Annotated in this window: 16 protein-coding genes; 14 read left to right on the top strand and 2 right to left on the bottom strand. The window is 58.3% G+C overall.

Annotated elements, in window-relative coordinates:
• Positions 1–33 precede the first annotated feature (33 nt).
• Positions 34–438, top strand: a complete 405-nt coding sequence (gene fur / locus ACIOYV_RS32740) for a ferric iron uptake transcriptional regulator (RefSeq protein ID WP_003197684.1) — start codon at positions 34–36, stop codon at positions 436–438.
• Between the two features lie 75 nt (positions 439–513).
• Here fur and recN read toward each other — a convergent pair whose 3' ends face one another.
• A complete protein-coding gene (recN, locus tag ACIOYV_RS32745) occupies positions 514–2,187 on the bottom strand; it encodes a DNA repair protein RecN (protein ID WP_054616167.1) in 1,674 nt (557 codons plus the stop codon).
• A gap of 241 nt (positions 2,188–2,428) precedes the next feature.
• On the opposite strand from recN, the gene grpE reads away from it, so the two are divergent.
• The 8 genes from grpE (at position 2,429) to ACIOYV_RS32785 (ending at position 12,892) form a co-directional block, all read left to right on the top strand.
• The gene (gene grpE, locus ACIOYV_RS32750) at positions 2,429–2,995 is read left to right on the top strand and encodes a nucleotide exchange factor GrpE (RefSeq protein WP_054050064.1); all 567 of its coding nucleotides are present in this window, start codon (positions 2,429–2,431) and stop codon (positions 2,993–2,995) included.
• Between the two features lie 102 nt (positions 2,996–3,097).
• The gene (gene dnaK / locus ACIOYV_RS32755; RefSeq protein ID WP_054050062.1) at positions 3,098–5,014 is read left to right on the top strand and encodes a molecular chaperone DnaK; all 1,917 of its coding nucleotides are present in this window, start codon (positions 3,098–3,100) and stop codon (positions 5,012–5,014) included.
• Between the two features lie 296 nt (positions 5,015–5,310).
• Positions 5,311–6,435, top strand: coding sequence for a molecular chaperone DnaJ (gene dnaJ, locus ACIOYV_RS32760; RefSeq protein ID WP_007933514.1), 1,125 nt, complete (start codon positions 5,311–5,313; stop codon positions 6,433–6,435).
• A gap of 9 nt (positions 6,436–6,444) precedes the next feature.
• Positions 6,445–7,251: a 4-hydroxy-tetrahydrodipicolinate reductase gene (dapB, locus tag ACIOYV_RS32765; protein WP_054050060.1), complete on the top strand. Its 807-nt coding sequence runs from the start codon at positions 6,445–6,447 to the stop codon at positions 7,249–7,251.
• A 258-nt stretch (positions 7,252–7,509) separates the two neighbouring features.
• The gene (carA, locus tag ACIOYV_RS32770; RefSeq protein ID WP_163908338.1) at positions 7,510–8,646 is read left to right on the top strand and encodes a glutamine-hydrolyzing carbamoyl-phosphate synthase small subunit; all 1,137 of its coding nucleotides are present in this window, start codon (positions 7,510–7,512) and stop codon (positions 8,644–8,646) included.
• A 118-nt stretch (positions 8,647–8,764) separates the two neighbouring features.
• Positions 8,765–11,986: a carbamoyl-phosphate synthase large subunit gene (gene carB / locus ACIOYV_RS32775; protein WP_401330575.1), complete on the top strand. Its 3,222-nt coding sequence runs from the start codon at positions 8,765–8,767 to the stop codon at positions 11,984–11,986.
• Entirely contained in the window at positions 11,983–12,459 is a 477-nt protein-coding gene (greA, locus tag ACIOYV_RS32780) for a transcription elongation factor GreA (RefSeq protein ID WP_054050053.1), read from the top strand. Before carB ends, greA begins: the two co-directional genes overlap by 4 nt.
• Positions 12,460–12,487: 28 nt before the next feature.
• Entirely contained in the window at positions 12,488–12,892 is a 405-nt protein-coding gene (locus ACIOYV_RS32785; protein WP_401330587.1) for an MFS transporter, read from the top strand.
• A gap of 9 nt (positions 12,893–12,901) precedes the next feature.
• On the opposite strand, the gene ACIOYV_RS32790 is transcribed toward ACIOYV_RS32785, so the two are convergent.
• Complete coding sequence (locus ACIOYV_RS32790; protein WP_054050049.1) at positions 12,902–13,210, bottom strand: YhbY family RNA-binding protein; 309 nt, start codon at positions 13,208–13,210, stop codon at positions 12,902–12,904.
• A 105-nt stretch (positions 13,211–13,315) separates the two neighbouring features.
• Between ACIOYV_RS32790 and rlmE the strand changes: the two genes are divergently transcribed.
• The 5 genes from rlmE to tpiA all read left to right on the top strand — a co-directional run.
• The gene (gene rlmE, locus ACIOYV_RS32795) at positions 13,316–13,945 is read left to right on the top strand and encodes a 23S rRNA (uridine(2552)-2'-O)-methyltransferase RlmE (protein ID WP_020299918.1); all 630 of its coding nucleotides are present in this window, start codon (positions 13,316–13,318) and stop codon (positions 13,943–13,945) included.
• 201 nt (positions 13,946–14,146) lie between these two features.
• Complete coding sequence (gene ftsH / locus ACIOYV_RS32800) at positions 14,147–16,060, top strand: ATP-dependent zinc metalloprotease FtsH (protein ID WP_054050044.1); 1,914 nt, start codon at positions 14,147–14,149, stop codon at positions 16,058–16,060.
• An 8-nt stretch (positions 16,061–16,068) separates the two neighbouring features.
• Positions 16,069–16,920, top strand: a complete 852-nt coding sequence (folP, locus tag ACIOYV_RS32805) for a dihydropteroate synthase (protein WP_401330581.1) — start codon at positions 16,069–16,071, stop codon at positions 16,918–16,920.
• A 16-nt stretch (positions 16,921–16,936) separates the two neighbouring features.
• Positions 16,937–18,274, top strand: coding sequence for a phosphoglucosamine mutase (gene glmM, locus ACIOYV_RS32810; RefSeq protein WP_163908347.1), 1,338 nt, complete (start codon positions 16,937–16,939; stop codon positions 18,272–18,274).
• A gap of 66 nt (positions 18,275–18,340) precedes the next feature.
• A partial coding sequence (gene tpiA / locus ACIOYV_RS32815; protein ID WP_401330584.1) for a triose-phosphate isomerase occupies positions 18,341–19,059 on the top strand: 719 nt, incomplete at its 3' end.

Raw genomic sequence — 19,059 nt, forward strand, 5'->3', positions numbered from 1 at the left:
AAGCTGCGAAGCAGCATCGCGAGAAAGCTGACCATGGTTGAAAATAGCGAACTACGCAAAGCCGGCCTCAAAGTGACCCTGCCACGGGTCAAAATTCTACAAATGCTCGATTCCGCCGAGCAACGCCACATGAGTGCCGAGGATGTTTACAAGGCGCTGATGGAGGCTGGCGAGGACGTCGGTCTGGCCACGGTTTACCGTGTACTGACTCAGTTCGAAGCAGCTGGGCTTGTGGTGCGACACAACTTCGACGGCGGTCATGCCGTCTTCGAACTGGACGACGGCAAGCATCACGACCATATGGTCAACGTCGAAACCAGTGAAGTGATCGAATTCTTCGACGAAGAAATCGAGCGTCTTCAGAAGGCGATCGTCGACAAGTATGGTTTCGAGATGGTGGATCACAATCTCGTGCTGTACGTGCGCAAGAAAAAGTAAGCATGTCGCGCGAACAGGATGTTCGCGAAACGAGCGAAGGCGACCCAAGGGTCGCCTTCGTGCTTTCTGCTGATCTTAAATTTTGGCGGTAATGACCATTTTCTTCGCATGGGCCAGGGATTCTTTCGTCAGATCGATACCCCCGAGCATGCGTGCGACTTCTTCAACGCGATCATTCTTGCTCAGCTTGGACACGGCCGTATGCGTCGCATCCTCGCCGCGTACCTTGTGAACAAATAGATGCTGGTGACCCTGCGCCGCCACTTGCGGCAGGTGAGTGACCGTCAGCACCTGTCCGCGCTCCCCGAGCCGGCGTAGCAACTGGCCGACAATCTCGGCCGTCGGGCCGCCAATACCCACATCCACTTCGTCGAACACCAGGGTCGGAACCCGGGAGGTTTGTGCGGTGATGACCTGGATCGCCAGGCTGATCCGTGAAAGCTCACCGCCCGACGCCACTTTTGCCAGGGCTTTCATCGGTTGCCCGGGGTTGGCGCTGACCAGCAGTTCTACCTGTTCCAGCCCGTTGGGCAGCAGTTCGTTGCTGCTGTTTGGGCGCAGTTCAATGGTAAAGCGCCCGCCAGGCATGCCCAGGCGCTGGATTTCCTGCTCCACGGCGCTGGCCAGACTGCCTGAGGCCTGATGGCGCAGATCACTCAGGTCCCGCGCCTTCTCTTGATAATGACGCGCATAGGACGCGAGTTCATCGCTCAGGCGTTCGATGGATTCGTCATTGGCATTCAGGGTTTCGATTTCATCCAGCAGCTTTTGCTGCATCTCGGCGACTTCGGTTGGCTGGATGCGGTGTTTGCGCGCCAGGGTGTAGATCGCATCGAGACGCTCCTCCAGATATTGAAGGCGCGCCGGGTCGGCGTCGAAGTTATCAAGGAATCGGTTAAGTTCGCCGACGGCCTCTTCAACCTGAATCTGCGCGCTGGTCAGCAGGCTGCTGGCTTCGCCCAAGGCACCGATCGAGTTGTTTACGCTCGACAAGCGGTTGAGGCTGGCGGTCAGGGCGTTCAGTACGTTGCCGGAATCACTTTCGCTGCATTGCTCGACTACTTGTCGGCAGATGCCCAGCAAGGTTTCGGCATTGGTCAGGTTCTTGTGTTCCTGCTCCAGTTGTTCCAGCTCGTTTTCGCCGAGGCCGAGGTTTTCCAGCTCTTCGAGTTGATAGCTCAGCAATTGATGGCGGGCACGCTGTTCATCGCCGGAGTTGGACAGGCGTTCCAGCTCCTGGCGGGTCTGGCGCCAGCGCTGGGCGGCCAATTGCACCTGGCGGGCGAGATCCGTGGCGCCGGCGTACTCGTCGAGCAGGCGGCGGTGGGTGTCGGTCTTGAGCAGGGATTGGTGTTCGTGCTGGCTGTGGATATCAATCAGCAGCTCGCCGAGGGACTTGAGGTCGCCGAGGGGGCAGGGCGTGCCGTTGATATAGCCGCGTGAACGGCCTTCAGCGGTAATCACTCGGCGCAGGATGCACGGGCCGTCGCTTTCCAGGTCGCGCTCGGCCAGCCAGGCGCTGGCTTCCGGGATATCGACCAGGTCGAAGGTCGCCAGGATGTCGGCCTTGTCGGCACCGGGGCGGACCACGCCGCTGTCGGCGCGATCACCCAGGGTCAGGCCCAGGGCGTCGAGCATGATCGACTTGCCGGCGCCGGTTTCCCCTGTGATCACGCTCATCCCGCGATCGAGTTCGAGATCGAGATGTTCAACGATGGCGTAGTTATGTACGGACAGGTGCACCAGCATAAAGGCCGCTCCCAGGCTTTAGGTCTGGTTATTTATACAGTGTTTTATTTGCGCCTGACAATGCCCTTCCTTAGCTCGATTTGCTTGGTCCGACGAAATCGTTAGCGCGCCAGGGAATGACAATGCTGCTCTTTTTGTAGGGTTAATACTCCGGTGCCCCTTGAAGCTGAATTTTGCGGCCCCATATAGCTGGGCAGAAGCGCGAGTTGAGCTCGCGGACGATATTGAAAGGAGAAATTCTATGGCTGACGAACAGACAGTAGATACGCAAAATCTCGATGCCGATCAGGCTGCCCAGGTTTCGGGTGATGAGCTGACGGCTCGTGTACAAGTGCTCGAAGAGCAATTGGCTGGTGCTCATGATCAGGCTTTGCGTGTAGCGGCTGATCTGCAGAACGTCCGCCGTCGCGCCGAGCAGGATGTCGAAAAGGCCCACAAGTTTGCGCTGGAAAAATTCGCTGGCGACCTGCTGCCGATCATCGACAGCCTGGAGCGCGGCCTGGAGTTGTCCAATCCGGATGACGAAAGCATCCGCCCAATGCGCGAAGGTATCGAACTGACCCTGAAAATGTTCCAGGACACCCTGAAGCGTTATCAGCTGGAAGCGATCGATCCGCATGGCGAACCGTTCAACGCCGTTCATCATCAGGCGATGGCCATGCAGGAAAGCGCCGATGTCGAGCCGAACAGCGTGCTCAAGGTGTTCCAGAAGGGCTACCAGCTCAACGGTCGCCTGCTGCGCCCGGCTATGGTCGTGGTCAGCAAGGCCCCTGCACCGGTTTCGCCTTCTATTGATGAGCAGGCTTGAAATCAGCCGCAAGGCCCCCATTTATAAGTCAAGCGTTTAAGTGCTACCGCAGTTAGCCACCACTGCTGCGGCAACCAAATCCAAAGTTTCGGGAGAGTTAACATGGGCAAAATTATCGGTATCGACCTGGGAACTACCAACTCCTGCGTCTCCGTACTTGAAAACGGCGTAGCCAAAGTTATTGAAAACGCTGAAGGCGCGCGCACCACGCCGTCGATCATCGCGTATGCCAACGACGGCGAAATCCTCGTTGGCCAGTCGGCCAAGCGTCAGGCTGTGACCAATCCGCACAACACCCTGTATGCGGTGAAGCGTTTGATCGGTCGTAAGTTCGACGAAGAAGTCGTACAGAAAGACATCAAGATGGTCCCGTACAAAATCGCCAAGGCTGACAACGGCGACGCATGGGTTGAAGTGAACGGCCAGAAAATGTCGCCGCCACAGATCTCGGCTGAAATCCTGAAGAAAATGAAGAAAACCGCCGAAGACTACCTCGGCGAGCCAGTGACCGAAGCGGTAATCACCGTTCCGGCCTACTTCAACGACAGCCAGCGCCAGGCGACCAAAGACGCCGGCCGCATCGCGGGCCTGGACGTTAAACGTATCATCAACGAACCAACCGCAGCCGCTCTGGCCTACGGTATGGACAAGGCGAAAGGCGATCACACCGTGATCGTTTACGACTTGGGTGGCGGTACTTTCGACGTTTCCGTGATCGAAATCGCTGAAGTTGATGGCGAGCACCAGTTCGAAGTATTGGCCACCAACGGTGACACGTTCCTGGGCGGTGAAGACTTTGACATTCGTCTGATCGACTACCTCGTTGACGAATTCAAGAAAGAAAGCGGCATGAACCTTAAAGGTGACCCGCTGGCCATGCAGCGCCTGAAAGAAGCCGCTGAAAAAGCCAAGATCGAACTGTCTTCGAGCAATTCGACCGACGTGAACCTGCCGTACATCACTGCAGACGCTACCGGTCCTAAGCACTTGAACGTAAAAATCTCCCGCGCCAAGCTCGAAGCGCTGGTAGAAGACCTGGTTCAACGCACCATCGAACCTTGCCGCATCGCTCTGAAAGACTCCGGTATCGACGTTGGCGCAATCAACGACGTGATCCTGGTTGGCGGTCAGACCCGTATGCCACTGGTTCAGAAGCTGGTCACCGAGTTCTTCGGTAAAGAAGCTCGTAAAGACGTGAACCCGGACGAAGCCGTTGCCATGGGTGCTGCTATCCAGGGCGCAGTATTGGCCGGCGACGTGAAAGACGTTCTGCTGCTGGACGTTAGCCCGCTGACCCTGGGTATCGAAACCATGGGCGGCGTGATGACTGCGCTGATCGAGAAAAACACCACGATTCCTACCAAGAAATCGCAAGTGTTCTCGACTGCCGACGACAACCAGGGCGCTGTGACCATTCACGTGCTGCAAGGTGAGCGTAAGCAAGCTGCTCAGAACAAGTCCTTGGGCAAGTTCGACCTGGCTGAGATTCCACCAGCACCACGTGGCGTGCCACAAATTGAAGTGACCTTCGACATCGACGCCAACGGCATTCTGCACGTAGGCGCCAAAGACAAGGCTACTGGCAAGACTCAGTCGATCGTGATCAAGGCCAACTCCGGTCTGTCCGAGGAAGAAATTCAGCAGATGATTCGCGATGCTGAGGCCAACGTCGACGCTGACCGTCAGTTCGAAGAGCTGGCCGCTGCCCGTAACCAAGGCGATGCACTGGTTCACTCGACGCGCAAAATGGTTGCTGATGCTGGCGACAAAGTAAGCGCTGAAGAGAAGACTGCAATCGAAGCTGCTGTTGTTGCCCTGGAAGCCGCTGTAAAAGGCGACGACAAGGCTGCGATCGACGCCAAGGTTGAAGAGCTGTCGAAAGTCTCCGCGCCAGTCGCTCAGAAAATGTACGCCGAGCAGGCTCAGCCAGCTGAAGGCGCTGCACCGCAAGGCGAATCGGCTGAAAAGGCTGACGACGTTGTCGATGCTGAGTTCGAAGAAGTCAAAGACCACAAGTAAGTTGTTGGTCGGCCGGTTGACTGCCTTTGGGCAGTGACTGGTAGGATGTCGCCGCGCGGGGGCTTGCTCCCGCGTTGGCGTGTCTGGAGTTAGCGAATTTTTACAGCATGCGACAGCGTTCGGATGTTGGTGGTATGGCCGGGAATGCTCCTGCTTCTCGAGCCGAAAGTACCGCAATGAACAAAGACCAGGATCGTTGAATTGACGTGAGTTGGGTCCGGGCCTGTATTGGGGCTCAACGAGTTTGGCGAAGCTCAGGAGGGATTTGCCGAACGTCCTTAAGAGTGTGAAGACTTATGGCAAAGCGTGACTATTACGAAGTATTGGGTGTTGAACGCGGCTCAAGCGAAGCAGACCTGAAAAAGGCCTACCGTCGCCTGGCGATGAAGCATCACCCGGACCGTAATCCTGACGACAAAGCGTCGGAAGAGATGTTCAAGGAGGCCAACGAGGCCTACGAAGTGCTGTCCGATTCCAGCAAGCGCGCGGCGTACGACCAGTATGGTCATGCCGGTGTCGACCCGAGCATGGGTGGCGGCGGTGCCGGGTTTGGTGGTCAGAACTTCTCCGACATCTTTGGCGACGTTTTCAGTGATTTCTTCGGTGGCGGTCGCGGCGGTTCCCGTGGCGGCGCTCAGCGCGGCAGCGACCTGCGCTACACCCTGGAACTGAACCTGGAAGAAGCGGTGCGCGGCACGACCGTGAATATCCGCGTTCCGACACTGGTCAACTGCAAGCCGTGCGACGGTTCGGGTGCCAAGAAAGGCTCCTCGCCGATCACCTGCCCAACGTGCGGTGGTATCGGTCAGGTTCGCATGCAGCAAGGCTTCTTCTCGGTGCAGCAAACCTGCCCGCGCTGCCATGGCCAGGGCAAGATCATTTCCGATCCGTGCGATTCCTGCCATGGCGAAGGCCGTGTCGAAGAGTACAAGACCCTTTCCGTGAAAGTGCCGGCCGGTGTTGACACCGGTGACCGCATTCGCCTGTCCGGCGAAGGCGAGGCGGGCGCTCAGGGCGGCCCGACTGGCGACCTGTACGTGGTGATCAACGTGCGCGAGCACGCGATCTTCCAGCGTGACGGCAAGCATCTGTTCTGCGAAGTGCCGATCAGCTTTGTCGATGCGGCGCTGGGCGGCGAGCTGGAGATTCCGACCCTTGATGGTCGGGTCAAACTGAAAATCCCGGAAGGGACTCAGACCGGCAAGCAGTTCCGTGTACGCGGCAAGGGTGTTGCGCCCGTGCGTGGCGGCGGTGCTGGCGATCTGATGTGTCGTGTCGCGGTGGAAACCCCGGTCAATCTGGGTCGTCGTCAGCGCGAATTGCTCGAAGAGTTCCGCAGTTCCCTGGCGGACGACAACAGCCATTCGCCGAAAACTACCGGTTGGTTCGAAGGCGTGAAGCGCTTCTTCGGCGACTTGTAAGGAGTGAGCATGCGACGTATTGCGGTGATGGGCGCTGCCGGGCGCATGGGCAAGATCCTGGTCGAAGCGGTGCAGCAACGCGCGCCGCTGACCGGTCTGACGGCGGCCATCGTGCGCCCCGGCAGCACGCTGATCGGTGTAGATGCCGGTGAGCTGGCTTCGTTGGGGCGGATTGGCGTGCCATTGTCCGGTCATGTCGAAGCGGTGGCTGAAGAGTTCGATGTGTTGATCGACTTCACGTTGCCGGAAGTGATGCTGAAGAACCTGGCGTTCTGCCGAAAGGCGGGCAAAGCCATGGTGATTGGCACCACTGGGCTGGACGCTGCACAGAAGCAGTTGCTGGCCGAGGCGGGCAAGGATATTCCAATTGTGTTCGCGGCCAATTTCAGCGTGGGTGTAAACCTCTCGCTGAAGCTGCTCGACATGGCGGCTCGTGTGCTGGGTGATGAGGCGGATGTCGAAATCATCGAGGCGCACCATCGGCACAAGATCGACGCGCCTTCGGGCACGGCGCTGCGTATGGGTGAAGTGATTGCCGGTGCGTTGGGTCGTGATCTGCAGAAGGTCGCGGTCTACGGTCGTGAAGGTCATACCGGTGCGCGCGAGCGCGAGACCATCGGCTTTGCCACCGTTCGCGGTGGTGATGTGGTCGGTGATCATACGGTGCTGTTTGCCTGTGAAGGCGAGCGACTCGAGATCACGCACAAGGCGTCCAGCCGCATGACCTTCGCCAAGGGCGCGGTACGTGCCGCGTTGTGGCTGGATGGGCGCGAGCCTGGCCTCTACGACATGCAAGACGTGCTTGACCTGCGTTAAGATGCGCCCGAAATCGGGTTCAAACAGTGTGTTTGAGCCCGGTTTTACTCCGCCAAGCGACGCCCTGTCGCATTCCATAGCCTTTAAGGCTCATTGGCGGTAGACCAAAAAAGCCTTTTTCTGTAAGCTACAGCTTTAGTGTGTTCACTAAAAGCGCGCAGAATAATTCAGTGAATGAGCGGGGTGACGTGTCCATACGTCACTCCGCTTTTTTACACCTGCGATCGCCCTTTCAGGCTTTATTTACGGGAGGTCTTCTTGACTAAGCCAGCCATACTCGCCCTTGCTGATGGCAGCATTTTTCGCGGCGAAGCAATTGGAGCCGACGGTCAAACCGTTGGTGAGGTGGTGTTCAACACCGCCATGACCGGCTATCAGGAAATCCTTACCGATCCTTCCTACGCCCAACAGATCGTTACCCTGACTTACCCGCACATCGGCAACACCGGTACTACACCGGAAGATGCCGAGTCCAACCGCGTCTGGTCCGCTGGCCTGGTCATCCGTGACCTGCCTCTGGTTGCGAGTAACTGGCGTAACACGATGTCCCTGTCTGACTACCTGAAAGCCAACAACGTTGTGGCGATCGCGGGTATCGACACCCGCCGCCTGACGCGCATCCTGCGTGAGAAAGGCGCGCAGAACGGCTGCATCATGGCCGGCGACAACATCTCCGAAGAAGCTGCCATCGCCGCTGCCCAGGGTTTCCCTGGCCTCAAAGGCATGGACCTGGCGAAAGTCGTCAGCACCAAAGAGAAGTACGAATGGCGCTCGACTGTCTGGGACTTGAAGACCGACAGCCACGCGACCATCGACGCCTCCGAGCTGCCGTACCACGTGGTTGCCTACGACTACGGCGTCAAGCTGAACATCCTGCGCATGCTGGTCGAGCGCGGTTGCCGTGTGACCGTGGTGCCGGCTCAAACGCCAGCCGCCGACGTTCTGGCGCTGAAGCCGGACGGCGTGTTCCTGTCCAACGGCCCGGGTGACCCGGAGCCTTGCGACTACGCGATCCAGGCGATCAAGGACGTGCTCGAAACCGAGATTCCGGTATTCGGCATCTGCCTCGGTCACCAACTGCTGGCCCTGGCCTCCGGCGCCAAGACCCTGAAAATGGGTCACGGCCACCACGGTGCGAACCACCCGGTCCAGGATCTGGACACCGGCGTTGTGATGATCACCAGCCAGAACCACGGTTTTGCGGTAGACGATGCGACCCTGCCAGCCAACGTCCGGGCGATCCACAAATCGCTGTTCGACGGCACCTTGCAAGGGATCGAGCGTACCGACAAGAGCGCCTTCAGCTTCCAGGGTCACCCTGAAGCCAGCCCTGGCCCGAACGACGTAGCGCCTCTGTTTGATCGCTTCATCAACGAAATGGCCAAGCGACGCTGATCGCTCGCCTTGATGCAGCAAAGCCTGAGGGTGGTCCCGACACCGGTGGCCCCCTCAAGGCTTCACAGATTGAACAAGACGGCTTGCCGACTGACCTGCGGATTTGAGTGACAAACCCATGCCAAAACGTACAGACATAAAAAGCATCCTGATTCTCGGCGCTGGCCCGATCGTTATCGGCCAGGCCTGTGAATTCGACTACTCCGGCGCCCAGGCCTGTAAAGCCCTGCGCGAGGAGGGTTACCGCGTCATCCTGGTGAACTCCAACCCAGCGACCATCATGACCGACCCGGACATGGCTGACGCGACGTACATCGAGCCGATCAAATGGCAGACCGTTGCCAAGATCATCGAGAAAGAGCGTCCGGACGCGCTGCTGCCAACCATGGGTGGCCAGACCGCCCTGAACTGCGCACTGGACCTGGAGCGCGAAGGCGTTCTGGAGAAGTTCGGCGTAGAGATGATCGGCGCCAATGCTGACACCATCGACAAGGCCGAAGACCGCTCGCGTTTCGACAAGGCGATGAAATCCATCGGCCTGGACTGCCCGCGTTCGGGTATCGCCCACAGCATGGAAGAGGCCAATGCAGTGCTCGAGAAGCTCGGCTTCCCGTGCATCATCCGTCCGTCCTTCACCATGGGCGGCACCGGCGGCGGTATTGCTTACAACCGCGAAGAGTTCGAAGAAATCTGCGCCCGTGGTCTCGACTTGTCGCCGACCAAAGAGCTGCTGATCGACGAATCCCTGATCGGCTGGAAAGAATACGAGATGGAGGTTGTCCGCGATAAGAAGGACAACTGCATCATCGTCTGCTCCATCGAAAACTTTGACCCGATGGGCGTGCACACCGGTGACTCGATCACTGTTGCGCCAGCGCAGACCCTGACGGACAAGGAATACCAGATCATGCGTAACGCCTCCCTGGCGGTACTGCGTGAAATCGGCGTGGAAACCGGCGGCTCCAACGTCCAGTTCGGCATCTGCCCGGACACTGGTCGCATGGTGGTCATCGAGATGAACCCGCGGGTATCCCGTTCCTCGGCTCTGGCCTCGAAAGCCACTGGTTTCCCGATTGCGCGTATCGCTGCCAAGCTGGCGATCGGCTACACCCTGGACGAATTGCAGAACGAAATCACCGGCGGCGCTACTCCTGCGTCCTTCGAGCCGTCCATCGACTACGTCGTGACCAAGCTGCCACGCTTCGCCTTCGAGAAATTCCCGAAAGCCGACGCGCGCCTGACCACTCAAATGAAGTCGGTCGGTGAAGTCATGGCCATCGGTCGGACCTTCCAGGAATCCCTGCAGAAAGCCCTTCGCGGTCTGGAAGTGGGCGTTTGCGGCCTGGACGAGAAGCTCGACCTGAGCAACCCGGAAAGCATGAGCATCCTCAAGCGCGAACTGACCGTGCCGGGTGCCGAGCGTATCTGGTACGTGGCTGATGCCTTCCGCGCTGGTCTGTCGGTCGAAGACATTTTCGGCATGAACATGATCGACCCGTGGTTCCTGGTGCAGATCGAAGATCTGATCAAGGAAGAAGAGAAGGTCAAGACCCTGGGTCTGGCCAGCATCGACCGCGACCTCATGTTCAAGCTCAAGCGTAAAGGCTTCTCCGACATGCGTCTGGCCAAGCTGCTGGGCGTGACCGAGAAGGCTCTGCGTCGCCACCGCCACAAGCTGGAAGTGTTCCCGGTCTATAAGCGCGTTGACACCTGCGCGGCCGAGTTCGCCACTGACACTGCCTACATGTACTCGACCTACGAGGAAGAGTGCGAAGCTGCGCCGTCGGGCCGCGACAAGATCATGATCCTCGGCGGCGGTCCTAACCGTATCGGCCAGGGCATCGAGTTCGACTACTGCTGCGTTCACGCGGCACTGGCGCTGCGCGAAGACGGGTACGAGACCATCATGGTCAACTGCAACCCGGAAACCGTTTCCACCGACTACGACACCTCCGATCGCCTGTACTTCGAACCAGTGACCCTGGAAGACGTGCTGGAAATCTGCCGAGTCGAGAAGCCGAAAGGCGTGATCGTCCAGTACGGCGGCCAGACCCCGCTGAAACTGGCTCGCGCCCTGGAAGAAGCCGGCGTGCCGATCATCGGCACCAGCCCTGACGCCATCGACCGTGCCGAAGACCGCGAGCGCTTCCAGCAGATGGTCGAGCGCCTGAACCTGCGTCAGCCGCCAAACGCCACTGTGCGCAGCGAAGACGAAGCGATTCGTGCCGCTGCCAAGATCGGTTACCCGCTGGTGGTTCGTCCGTCCTACGTACTGGGCGGCCGCGCGATGGAAATCGTCTACGAAGAAGAAGAGCTGAAACGCTACCTGCGTGACGCGGTGAAAGTGTCCAACGACAGCCCGGTGCTGCTCGACCACTTCCTCAACTGCGCCATCGAAATGGACGTGGATGCGGTTTGCGACGGCACCGACGTGGTGATCGGCGCAATCATGCAGCACATCGAGCAGGCCGGCGTTCACTCCGGTGACTCCGCGTGCTCCCTGCCGCCGTACTCGCTGCCTGGCCACATCCAGGACGAAATGCGCGAACAGGTCAAGAAAATGGCCCTGGAACTGGGCGTTGTCGGCCTGATGAACGTGCAGTTGGCGCTGCAAGGCGAAGACATCTACGTCATCGAGGTCAACCCGCGCGCTTCCCGTACCGTACCGTTCGTGTCCAAGTGCATCGGTGTTTCCCTGGCCATGATCGCGGCTCGCGTGATGGCTGGTAAAACCTTGAAAGAAATTGGTTTCACCAAGGAAATCATTCCGAACTTCTACAGCGTGAAAGAGGCGGTGTTCCCATTCGCCAAATTCCCTGGCGTGGACCCGATCCTGGGCCCAGAGATGAAGTCCACCGGTGAAGTGATGGGCGTGGGCGATACCTTCGGCGAAGCCTTCGCCAAGGCCCAGATGGGTGCGAGCGAAGTGCTGCCGACTGGCGGTACCGCGTTCATCAGCGTGCGTGACGACGATAAGCCGCTGGTTGCAGGCGTGGCCCGTGATCTGATCAACTTGGGCTTCGAAGTGGTTGCCACTGCCGGTACTGCCAAGCTGATCGAAGCCGCAGGCCTGAAAGTGCGTCGTGTGAACAAGGTGACCGAAGGTCGTCCGCACGTGGTCGACATGATCAAGAATGACGAAGTCACCCTGATCATCAACACCACCGAAGGTCGTCAGTCGATCGCTGATTCCTACTCCATTCGTCGTAATGCCTTGCAGCACAAGATCTACTGCACCACGACCATCGCTGCTGGCGAAGCTATCTGCGAAGCGCTGAAGTTCGGTCCCGAGAAGACCGTGCGCCGCTTGCAGGACCTACACGCAGGATTGAAGGCATGATCAAATACCCAATGACTGTCCAGGGCGCCAAAGCCCTGGAAGAAGAACACGCTCACCTGACCAAGGTCGTCCGCCCGAAGCTCAGCCAGGACATCGGTACGGCTCGCGAGTTGGGTGACCTGAAGGAAAACGCCGAATACCACGCTGCTCGCGAGCAGCAGGGTATGGTCGAGGCGCGGATCCGTGATATCGAAGGCCGTATGCAGAATGCGGTGATCATCGATGTCACGACCATTCCTCACACCGGCAAAGTGATTTTCGGCACCACCGTTGAAATCGCCAACGTCGAAACCGACGAAACCGTCACTTACCACATCGTGGGTGAGGACGAGGCTGATTTCAAACTGGGCAAGATTTCGGTGGGTTCGCCACTGGCTCGCGCCTTGATCGCCAAGGAAGAAGGTGACGTGGTCGCGGTCAAAACGCCTAGCGGCGTTATCGAGTACGAGATTGTCGAAGTCCGCCACATCTGAAAGAAGGCGCCCGCTCCGTGCGGGCGCCATGCTTTGGCAGCTGGCTCAGATGTTATGGGTGGGCGGCGTGTGGTTGTTGCATATCGGTCTGCTGCCGGTGCTGGGCAAGATTGGCCTGGCGCCGCTGCTGATCGACGAAATTGAAGGCATGCTGAATGCGCTGATGGTGGGATTCGCCACAGCGTGTGTGATTTTTCAGGCTTTGGTGCTGGTTCAGGCCGAAGGCCTTGTCGGTCTATGGCGCGATATTCGCGGACAATTGCTGCTGATGGCGCTGTATGCGTGCGGGATGTTTTTCATCGTGCGCTTTGGTTGGCCGCAGGCGGTGCGCTGGGAAACGTTCAGCTATCTGGTACTGGGGTTTTCCGGGCTGGTGCTGGTATTGCAACCAGTGCCTGGATGGAGTGGCAGGGTGCGCGAAGCACACCCTTGACACTTGTCATCACGCGAAGCGATGGACGTTCGACAGCTGCTTGTTGACGCTGAAGTTCTTGCGGTAAATCAATGCCATCTTGCCGATGACCTGAACCAGGTCCGCTTTGCCGGCCTTGCAAATTTCTGCAACGGTGGCCAGGCGGGATTCGCGATCGAGGATGTTGAGCTTGATTTTAATCAGCTCGTGATCCGCCAGCGCGCGTTCAAGTTCGGCTAACACACCTTCAGTCAAACCGTTGTCAGCCACAGTCAAAACTGGTTTCAGATGGTGGCCAATGGATTTGTATTGTTTCTTCTGCTCTGGTTTGAGCGGCATAATCTGACCCCTGCGTCTGATCTTGTAAAAAGCGGCGGCCAGTTTACCCGAGCGAGTCCGGGACCGCCCAGTTAATCACGACCCGTTTTATTTTAGAGGTGGCCCGTGGCCCGTTCCAAGACAAGCCTTAAGTGGCTGCAAAGACATGTCAATGATCCCTACGTGAAGCAGGCGCAGAAGGATGGTTACCGCTCGCGTGCGAGTTACAAGCTTCTGGAGGTTCAGGAGAAGTACAAACTGATCCGTCCGGGTATGAGCGTTGTCGACCTGGGAGCGGCGCCCGGCGGCTGGTCGCAGGTCACCAGTCGGCTGATCGGTGGTCAGGGGCGTCTGATCGCGTCGGACATCCTGGAAATGGACAGCATTCCGGACGTGACTTTCATTCAGGGTGACTTCACCCGGGACGACGTGCTCGCTCAGATCCTTGAAGCCGTGGGTAATTCGCAGGTGGACCTTGTGATTTCCGATATGGCCCCCAATATGAGTGGTACGCCTGAAGTGGACATGCCAAAAGCCATGTTTCTATGTGAGCTGGCTCTTGATCTGGCAGCTCGCATACTCAAGCCAGGTGGTAATTTCGTGATCAAGGTGTTTCAGGGCGAAGGGTTTGATGCTTACGTGAAGGACGCTCGTCAGAAATTCGACAAGGTCCAGATGATCAAGCCGGACTCTTCCCGTGGCAGTTCCCGCGAGCAATACATGCTGGCTTGGGGCTACCGCGGCCGTAGTGAGTAAATCGAGGTTTTTGAGCGGGTCGATAGGTTTTTCGTATTTCGCCCCGCGGGCATTAGCGAATAATGTGTAGAAAGTGTTTCACAAAGGGTTACAGACGGCGCCTGCCAGAGTCGTAGGTAATGTAGTAAGTTAGGCCGGTGAATATCATGCGAAGCGCGCGCCAATAGCGGAGCTTGCTTCAGAGGGTGTTAATTGAACGATATGGCAAAGAATCTGATCCTGTGGTTGATCATCGCGGCTGTCCTCGTGACGGTGATGAACAACTTCTCCAGCCCTAACGAGCCGCAGACCCTCAACTATTCCGACTTCATCCAGCAGGTCAAGGATGGCAAGGTCGAGCGCGTAGCCGTAGACGGCTATGTGATTACCGGCAAGCGCAACGATGGCGACAGCTTCAAGACCATTCGTCCGGCAATTCAGGACAATGGACTGATCGGCGACCTGGTGGATAACCATGTTGTGGTCGAAGGCAAGCAGCCTGAGCAGCAAAGCATCTGGACTCAACTCCTGGTCGCAAGCTTCCCGATCCTGGTGATCATCGCCGTCTTCATGTTCTTCATGCGGCAGATGCAGGGCGGTGCCGGTGGCAAGGGCGGTCCGATGAGCTTCGGCAAGAGCAAGGCACGCCTGCTCTCCGAAGATCAGGTGAAAACCACCCTGGGTGACGTTGCCGGTTGCGACGAAGCCAAGGAAGAAGTTGGTGAGCTGGTCGAGTTCCTGCGTGATCCGGGCAAGTTCCAGCGCCTGGGCGGTCGCATTCCTCGCGGCGTGCTGATGGTCGGCCCACCGGGTACCGGTAAAACCTTGCTGGCCAAGGCGATTGCCGGCGAAGCCAAGGTGCCGTTCTTCACCATCTCCGGTTCCGATTTCGTCGAGATGTTCGTGGGTGTCGGTGCAAGCCGTGTTCGCGACATGTTCGAACAAGCCAAGAAACACGCGCCATGCATCATCTTCATCGATGAAATCGACGCCGTTGGTCGCCATCGTGGTGCCGGCATGGGTGGCGGTCACGATGAGCGCGAGCAGACTCTCAACCAGTTGCTGGTAGAGATGGACGGCTTTGAAATGAATGACGGCATTATCGTCATTGCCGCAACCAACCGTCCGGACGTACTGGACCCTGCGTTGCTGCGTCCAGGCCGTTTCGACCGTCAGGTTGTGGTCGGTCTGCCGGACATCCGTGGTCGTGAGCAGATCCTCAAAGTCCACATGCGCAAAGTGCCAATGGGTGACGATGTCGCTCCGGCCGTAATTGCTCGTGGTACTCCGGGTTTCTCCGGTGCCGACCTCGCCAACCTGGTGAACGAAGCGTCGTTGTTCGCTGCCCGTACCGGCAAGCGCATCGTCGAAATGAAGGAATTCGAGCTGGCCAAAGACAAGATCATGATGGGCGCCGAGCGCAAATCGATGGTCATGTCCGAGAAAGAGAAGCAGAACACTGCTTACCACGAGGCTGGCCACGCTATCGTCGGTCGCGTTGTGCCTGAGCATGATCCGGTCTACAAGGTGTCGATCATTCCTCGCGGTCGTGCGCTGGGTGTGACCATGTTCCTGCCGGAAGAAGATCGTTACAGCCTGTCCAAGCGTGCACTGATCAGCCAGATCTGCTCGTTGTACGGCGGCCGTATTGCTGAAGAGATGACTTTGGGCTTCGACGGCGTCACCACTGGTGCGTCGAACGACATCATGCGTGCAAGTCAGATTGCGCGGAACATGGTGACCAAGTGGGGCCTGTCGGAAAAACTCGGTCCGTTGATGTATGCCGAAGAAGAGGGTGAAGTGTTCCTCGGTCGCGGCGGTGGCGGTCAAAGTGCAAGCTTCTCTGGCGAGACGGCGAAGCTGATCGACTCCGAGGTGCGTAGCATCATCGATCAGTGCTACGGCACGGCCAAGCAGATCCTCACGGACAACCGTGACAAGCTCGACGCCATGGCGGATGCCTTGATGAAGTACGAGACGATCGATGCCGATCAGATCGATGACATCATGGCCGGTCGTACGCCGCGTGAGCCGCGTGACTGGTCAGGTGGTGGTGCCGGTACTTCCGGTACACCTCCGGTGGCGCAGGATCCGCGTCCAGAAACACCGATCGGCGGTCCGGCTGCTGACGTTTAAGGTTTGAAATGACTTCTGTTCAGTCCCTGACCCGGTTGCCTTGCGGCAACCGGGTTCTTGATTTGGCCCATACGCATGTCATGGGCATTCTCAATGTCACCCCCGATTCCTTTTCCGATGGCGGCCGATACAGTCAGCTCGATGCGGCCTTGCGCCACGCCGAAGCGATGGTGGCGGCTGGCGCGACACTGATTGATGTCGGTGGCGAGTCGACCCGGCCCGGCGCCAGGGCGGTTTCGCCGCTCGAAGAGCTCGAGCGTGTTGCGCCGATCGTCGAGCGCATCCATCGTGAGCTGGATGTCATTATTTCTGTTGATACCTCCACGCCAGCCGTCATGCGCGAAACCGCACGACTGGGCGCGGGTTTGATCAATGATGTGCGCTCATTGCGGCGTGACGGTGCCCTGGATGCTGCTGCGGCAACGGGGTTGCCGGTATGCCTGATGCATATGCTCGGCGAGCCGGGCGACATGCAGGACAACCCGCAGTATCGGGATGTAACGAAAGAAGTTGGCGAGTTCCTTGCCGAGCGCATGACGCAATGTGCTTCCGTGGGGATCCCGACAGAGCGGATCATCCTTGATCCAGGTTTCGGTTTCGCCAAAACCCTGCAGCACAATCTAAGCTTGTTCAAACATATGGAAGCCTTGCATGCCTTGGGGCGGCCCCTGTTGGTTGGGGTTTCGCGAAAGAGCATGATTGGGCTGGCGTTGAATCGTCCGGTTGGAGAGCGCCTTTTTGGCGGTCTGGCACTTGCAGCGCTGGCTTCGGTCAAAGGCGCGCGTATCTTGCGTGTCCATGATGTGGCCGAAACAGTCGATGTGGTGCGGATGATCGCTGCAGTGGAATCAGCCGAATAAGAATGATGGAGCACTTATGACTAAGAAATATTTTGGTACCGACGGCATTCGTGGTCGGGTCGGCGAATATCCGATCACTCCGGACTTCATGCTCAAGCTTGGCTGGGCGGCCGGTATGGCATTCCGCAAGATGGGTGCCTGCAAGGTACTGGTCGGCAAGGACACGCGCATTTCCGGGTACATGTTTGAATCGGCACTGGAAGCCGGGCTTACGTCGGCAGGCGCCGATGTGATGCTGCTGGGGCCGATGCCGACCCCGGCTATCGCCTATCTGACGCGGACGTTTCATGCCGAAGCCGGCATCGTGATCAGTGCTTCGCATAATCCTCATGATGACAATGGCATCAAGTTTTTCTCCGGGAAGGGCACCAAGCTACCGGATGAAGTCGAGCTGATGATTGAAGAGTTGCTCGACACCCCGATGACCGTGGTTGAGTCGAGCAAGATCGGCAAGGTTTCGCGCATCAACGACGCTTCGGGTCGTTACATTGAATTCTGCAAGAGCAGCGTCCCGACTGGCACCAGCTTCGCGGGCCTGAAGATCGTGATCGATTGCGCACATGGCGCGGTCTACAAAGTGGCGCCTAGTGTGTTCCGTGAGCTGGGTGCCGATGTTGTCGTGCTGTCGGCCCAGCCGAATGGCCTGAACATCAACGATAACTGCGGTTCGACCCATATGGGTCAGTTGCAGGCCGCCGTAATGGCTGAGCATGCGGATCTTGGTATCGCCTTCGACGGTGATGGTGATCGGGTGCTGATGGTTGATCACACTGGCGCAATCGTCGATGGCGACGAGCTGTTGTTCATTATTGCCCGTGATCTGCATGAGCGTGGCAAGTTGCAGGGTGGTGTAGTCGGGACGTTGATGAGTAACCTGGGGCTGGAGCTGGCTCTGGCGGATCTGGCGATTCCTTTCGTGCGCGCCAATGTCGGTGACCGTTATGTGATCGCTGACCTGTTGGAGCGCAACTGGCTGGTCGGTGGCGAGAACTCCGGGCATATCGTCTGCTTCAACCACACCACAACCGGCGATGCGATCATCGCTGCGTTGCAAGTGCTGATGGCGCTGAAGACTCGCTCCGAAGGGTTGGCTCAGGCCCGCCAGGCGCTGCGCAAATGTCCGCAGGTGTTGATCAATGTCCGTTTCGGTGGTGGGGCGAGCCCCCTCGATCATCCGTCGGTCAAGGAGGCCAGCGAGCGTGTAACCCAGGCCATGGCCGGTCGTGGGCGCGTGCTGTTGCGTAAGTCCGGGACAGAGCCGCTGGTGCGGGTCATGGTCGAAGGCGAGGACGAAACACTGGTTCGTGGTTACGCTGAAGAGCTGGCAAAACTGGTTACTGAAGTTTCTGCCTGAATTCGGCTTGCCAGCCATGATTGTGTTGGGTAACATCTGCGCCCACTTTGACCGACGAGGTACAGCATGCGTCGCCCTATGGTAGCTGGTAACTGGAAGATGCACGGTACCCGCGCCAGCGTCGCTGAGCTGATCGAAGGCTTGCGTAATCTGGCCTTGCCGAGCGGTGTTGATGTAGCGGTATTCCCGTCTTTCCTGCATGTCAATCAAGTGATTGATGGTCTGGAAGGCAAGTCGATCAAGATCGGCGCGCAGAACGCTGCGGTGGAATCCAAACAAGGTGCGCTGACCGGTGAAGTTGCTCCGAGTCAGTTGGCTGATGAAGGTTGTTCCCTGGTGCTCGTCGGGCATTCCGAGCGACGCCAGATCATCGGCGAGAGTGATGAAACACTCATTCGCAAGTTTGCAGCGGCACAGGCATGTGGCTTGATTCCGGTGTTGTGCATAGGGGAAACCCTTGAACAGCGCGAAGCCGGTAAAACGCTTGAGGTTGTCGGGCATCAGCTGGGCAGCGTCATCGAGAAGCTGGGTGTTGAGGTTTTTGCAAAGGCAGTAATCGCTTACGAGCCGGTCTGGGCCATTGGCACCGGGCTGACTGCTTCGCCGCAACAGGCGCAGGATGTGCACGCAGCCATTCGCGCTCAGTTGGCGGCAGAGAATTCTGAGGTCGCACAAGGTGTGCGGCTTCTATACGGCGGCAGCGTGAAGGCGGCCAATGCGGTCGAACTGTGCGGCATGCCGGATATCGGGGGGGGGCTCCTTGGGGGGGCTTCGCTGAATGCAGA

Origin of the sequence: Pseudomonas sp. NPDC087342 (genome assembly GCF_044744265.1) — a bacterium.
Classification (GTDB): domain Bacteria; phylum Pseudomonadota; class Gammaproteobacteria; order Pseudomonadales; family Pseudomonadaceae; genus Aquipseudomonas; species Aquipseudomonas nunensis.

Coding starts and splice junctions, on each gene's coding strand:
- fur (WP_003197684.1), top strand. CDS start 34: ATGGTTGAAAATAGCGAACTACGCAAAGCCGGCCTCAAAGTGACCCTG.
- recN (WP_054616167.1), bottom strand. CDS start 2,187: ATGCTGGTGCACCTGTCCGTACATAACTACGCCATCGTTGAACATCTC.
- grpE (WP_054050064.1), top strand. CDS start 2,429: ATGGCTGACGAACAGACAGTAGATACGCAAAATCTCGATGCCGATCAG.
- dnaK (WP_054050062.1), top strand. CDS start 3,098: ATGGGCAAAATTATCGGTATCGACCTGGGAACTACCAACTCCTGCGTC.
- dnaJ (WP_007933514.1), top strand. CDS start 5,311: ATGGCAAAGCGTGACTATTACGAAGTATTGGGTGTTGAACGCGGCTCA.
- dapB (WP_054050060.1), top strand. CDS start 6,445: ATGCGACGTATTGCGGTGATGGGCGCTGCCGGGCGCATGGGCAAGATC.
- carB (WP_401330575.1), top strand. CDS start 8,765: ATGCCAAAACGTACAGACATAAAAAGCATCCTGATTCTCGGCGCTGGC.
- greA (WP_054050053.1), top strand. CDS start 11,983: ATGATCAAATACCCAATGACTGTCCAGGGCGCCAAAGCCCTGGAAGAA.
- ACIOYV_RS32785 (WP_401330587.1), top strand. CDS start 12,488: ATGCTTTGGCAGCTGGCTCAGATGTTATGGGTGGGCGGCGTGTGGTTG.
- ACIOYV_RS32790 (WP_054050049.1), bottom strand. CDS start 13,210: ATGCCGCTCAAACCAGAGCAGAAGAAACAATACAAATCCATTGGCCAC.
- ftsH (WP_054050044.1), top strand. CDS start 14,147: ATGGCAAAGAATCTGATCCTGTGGTTGATCATCGCGGCTGTCCTCGTG.
- folP (WP_401330581.1), top strand. CDS start 16,069: ATGACTTCTGTTCAGTCCCTGACCCGGTTGCCTTGCGGCAACCGGGTT.
- glmM (WP_163908347.1), top strand. CDS start 16,937: ATGACTAAGAAATATTTTGGTACCGACGGCATTCGTGGTCGGGTCGGC.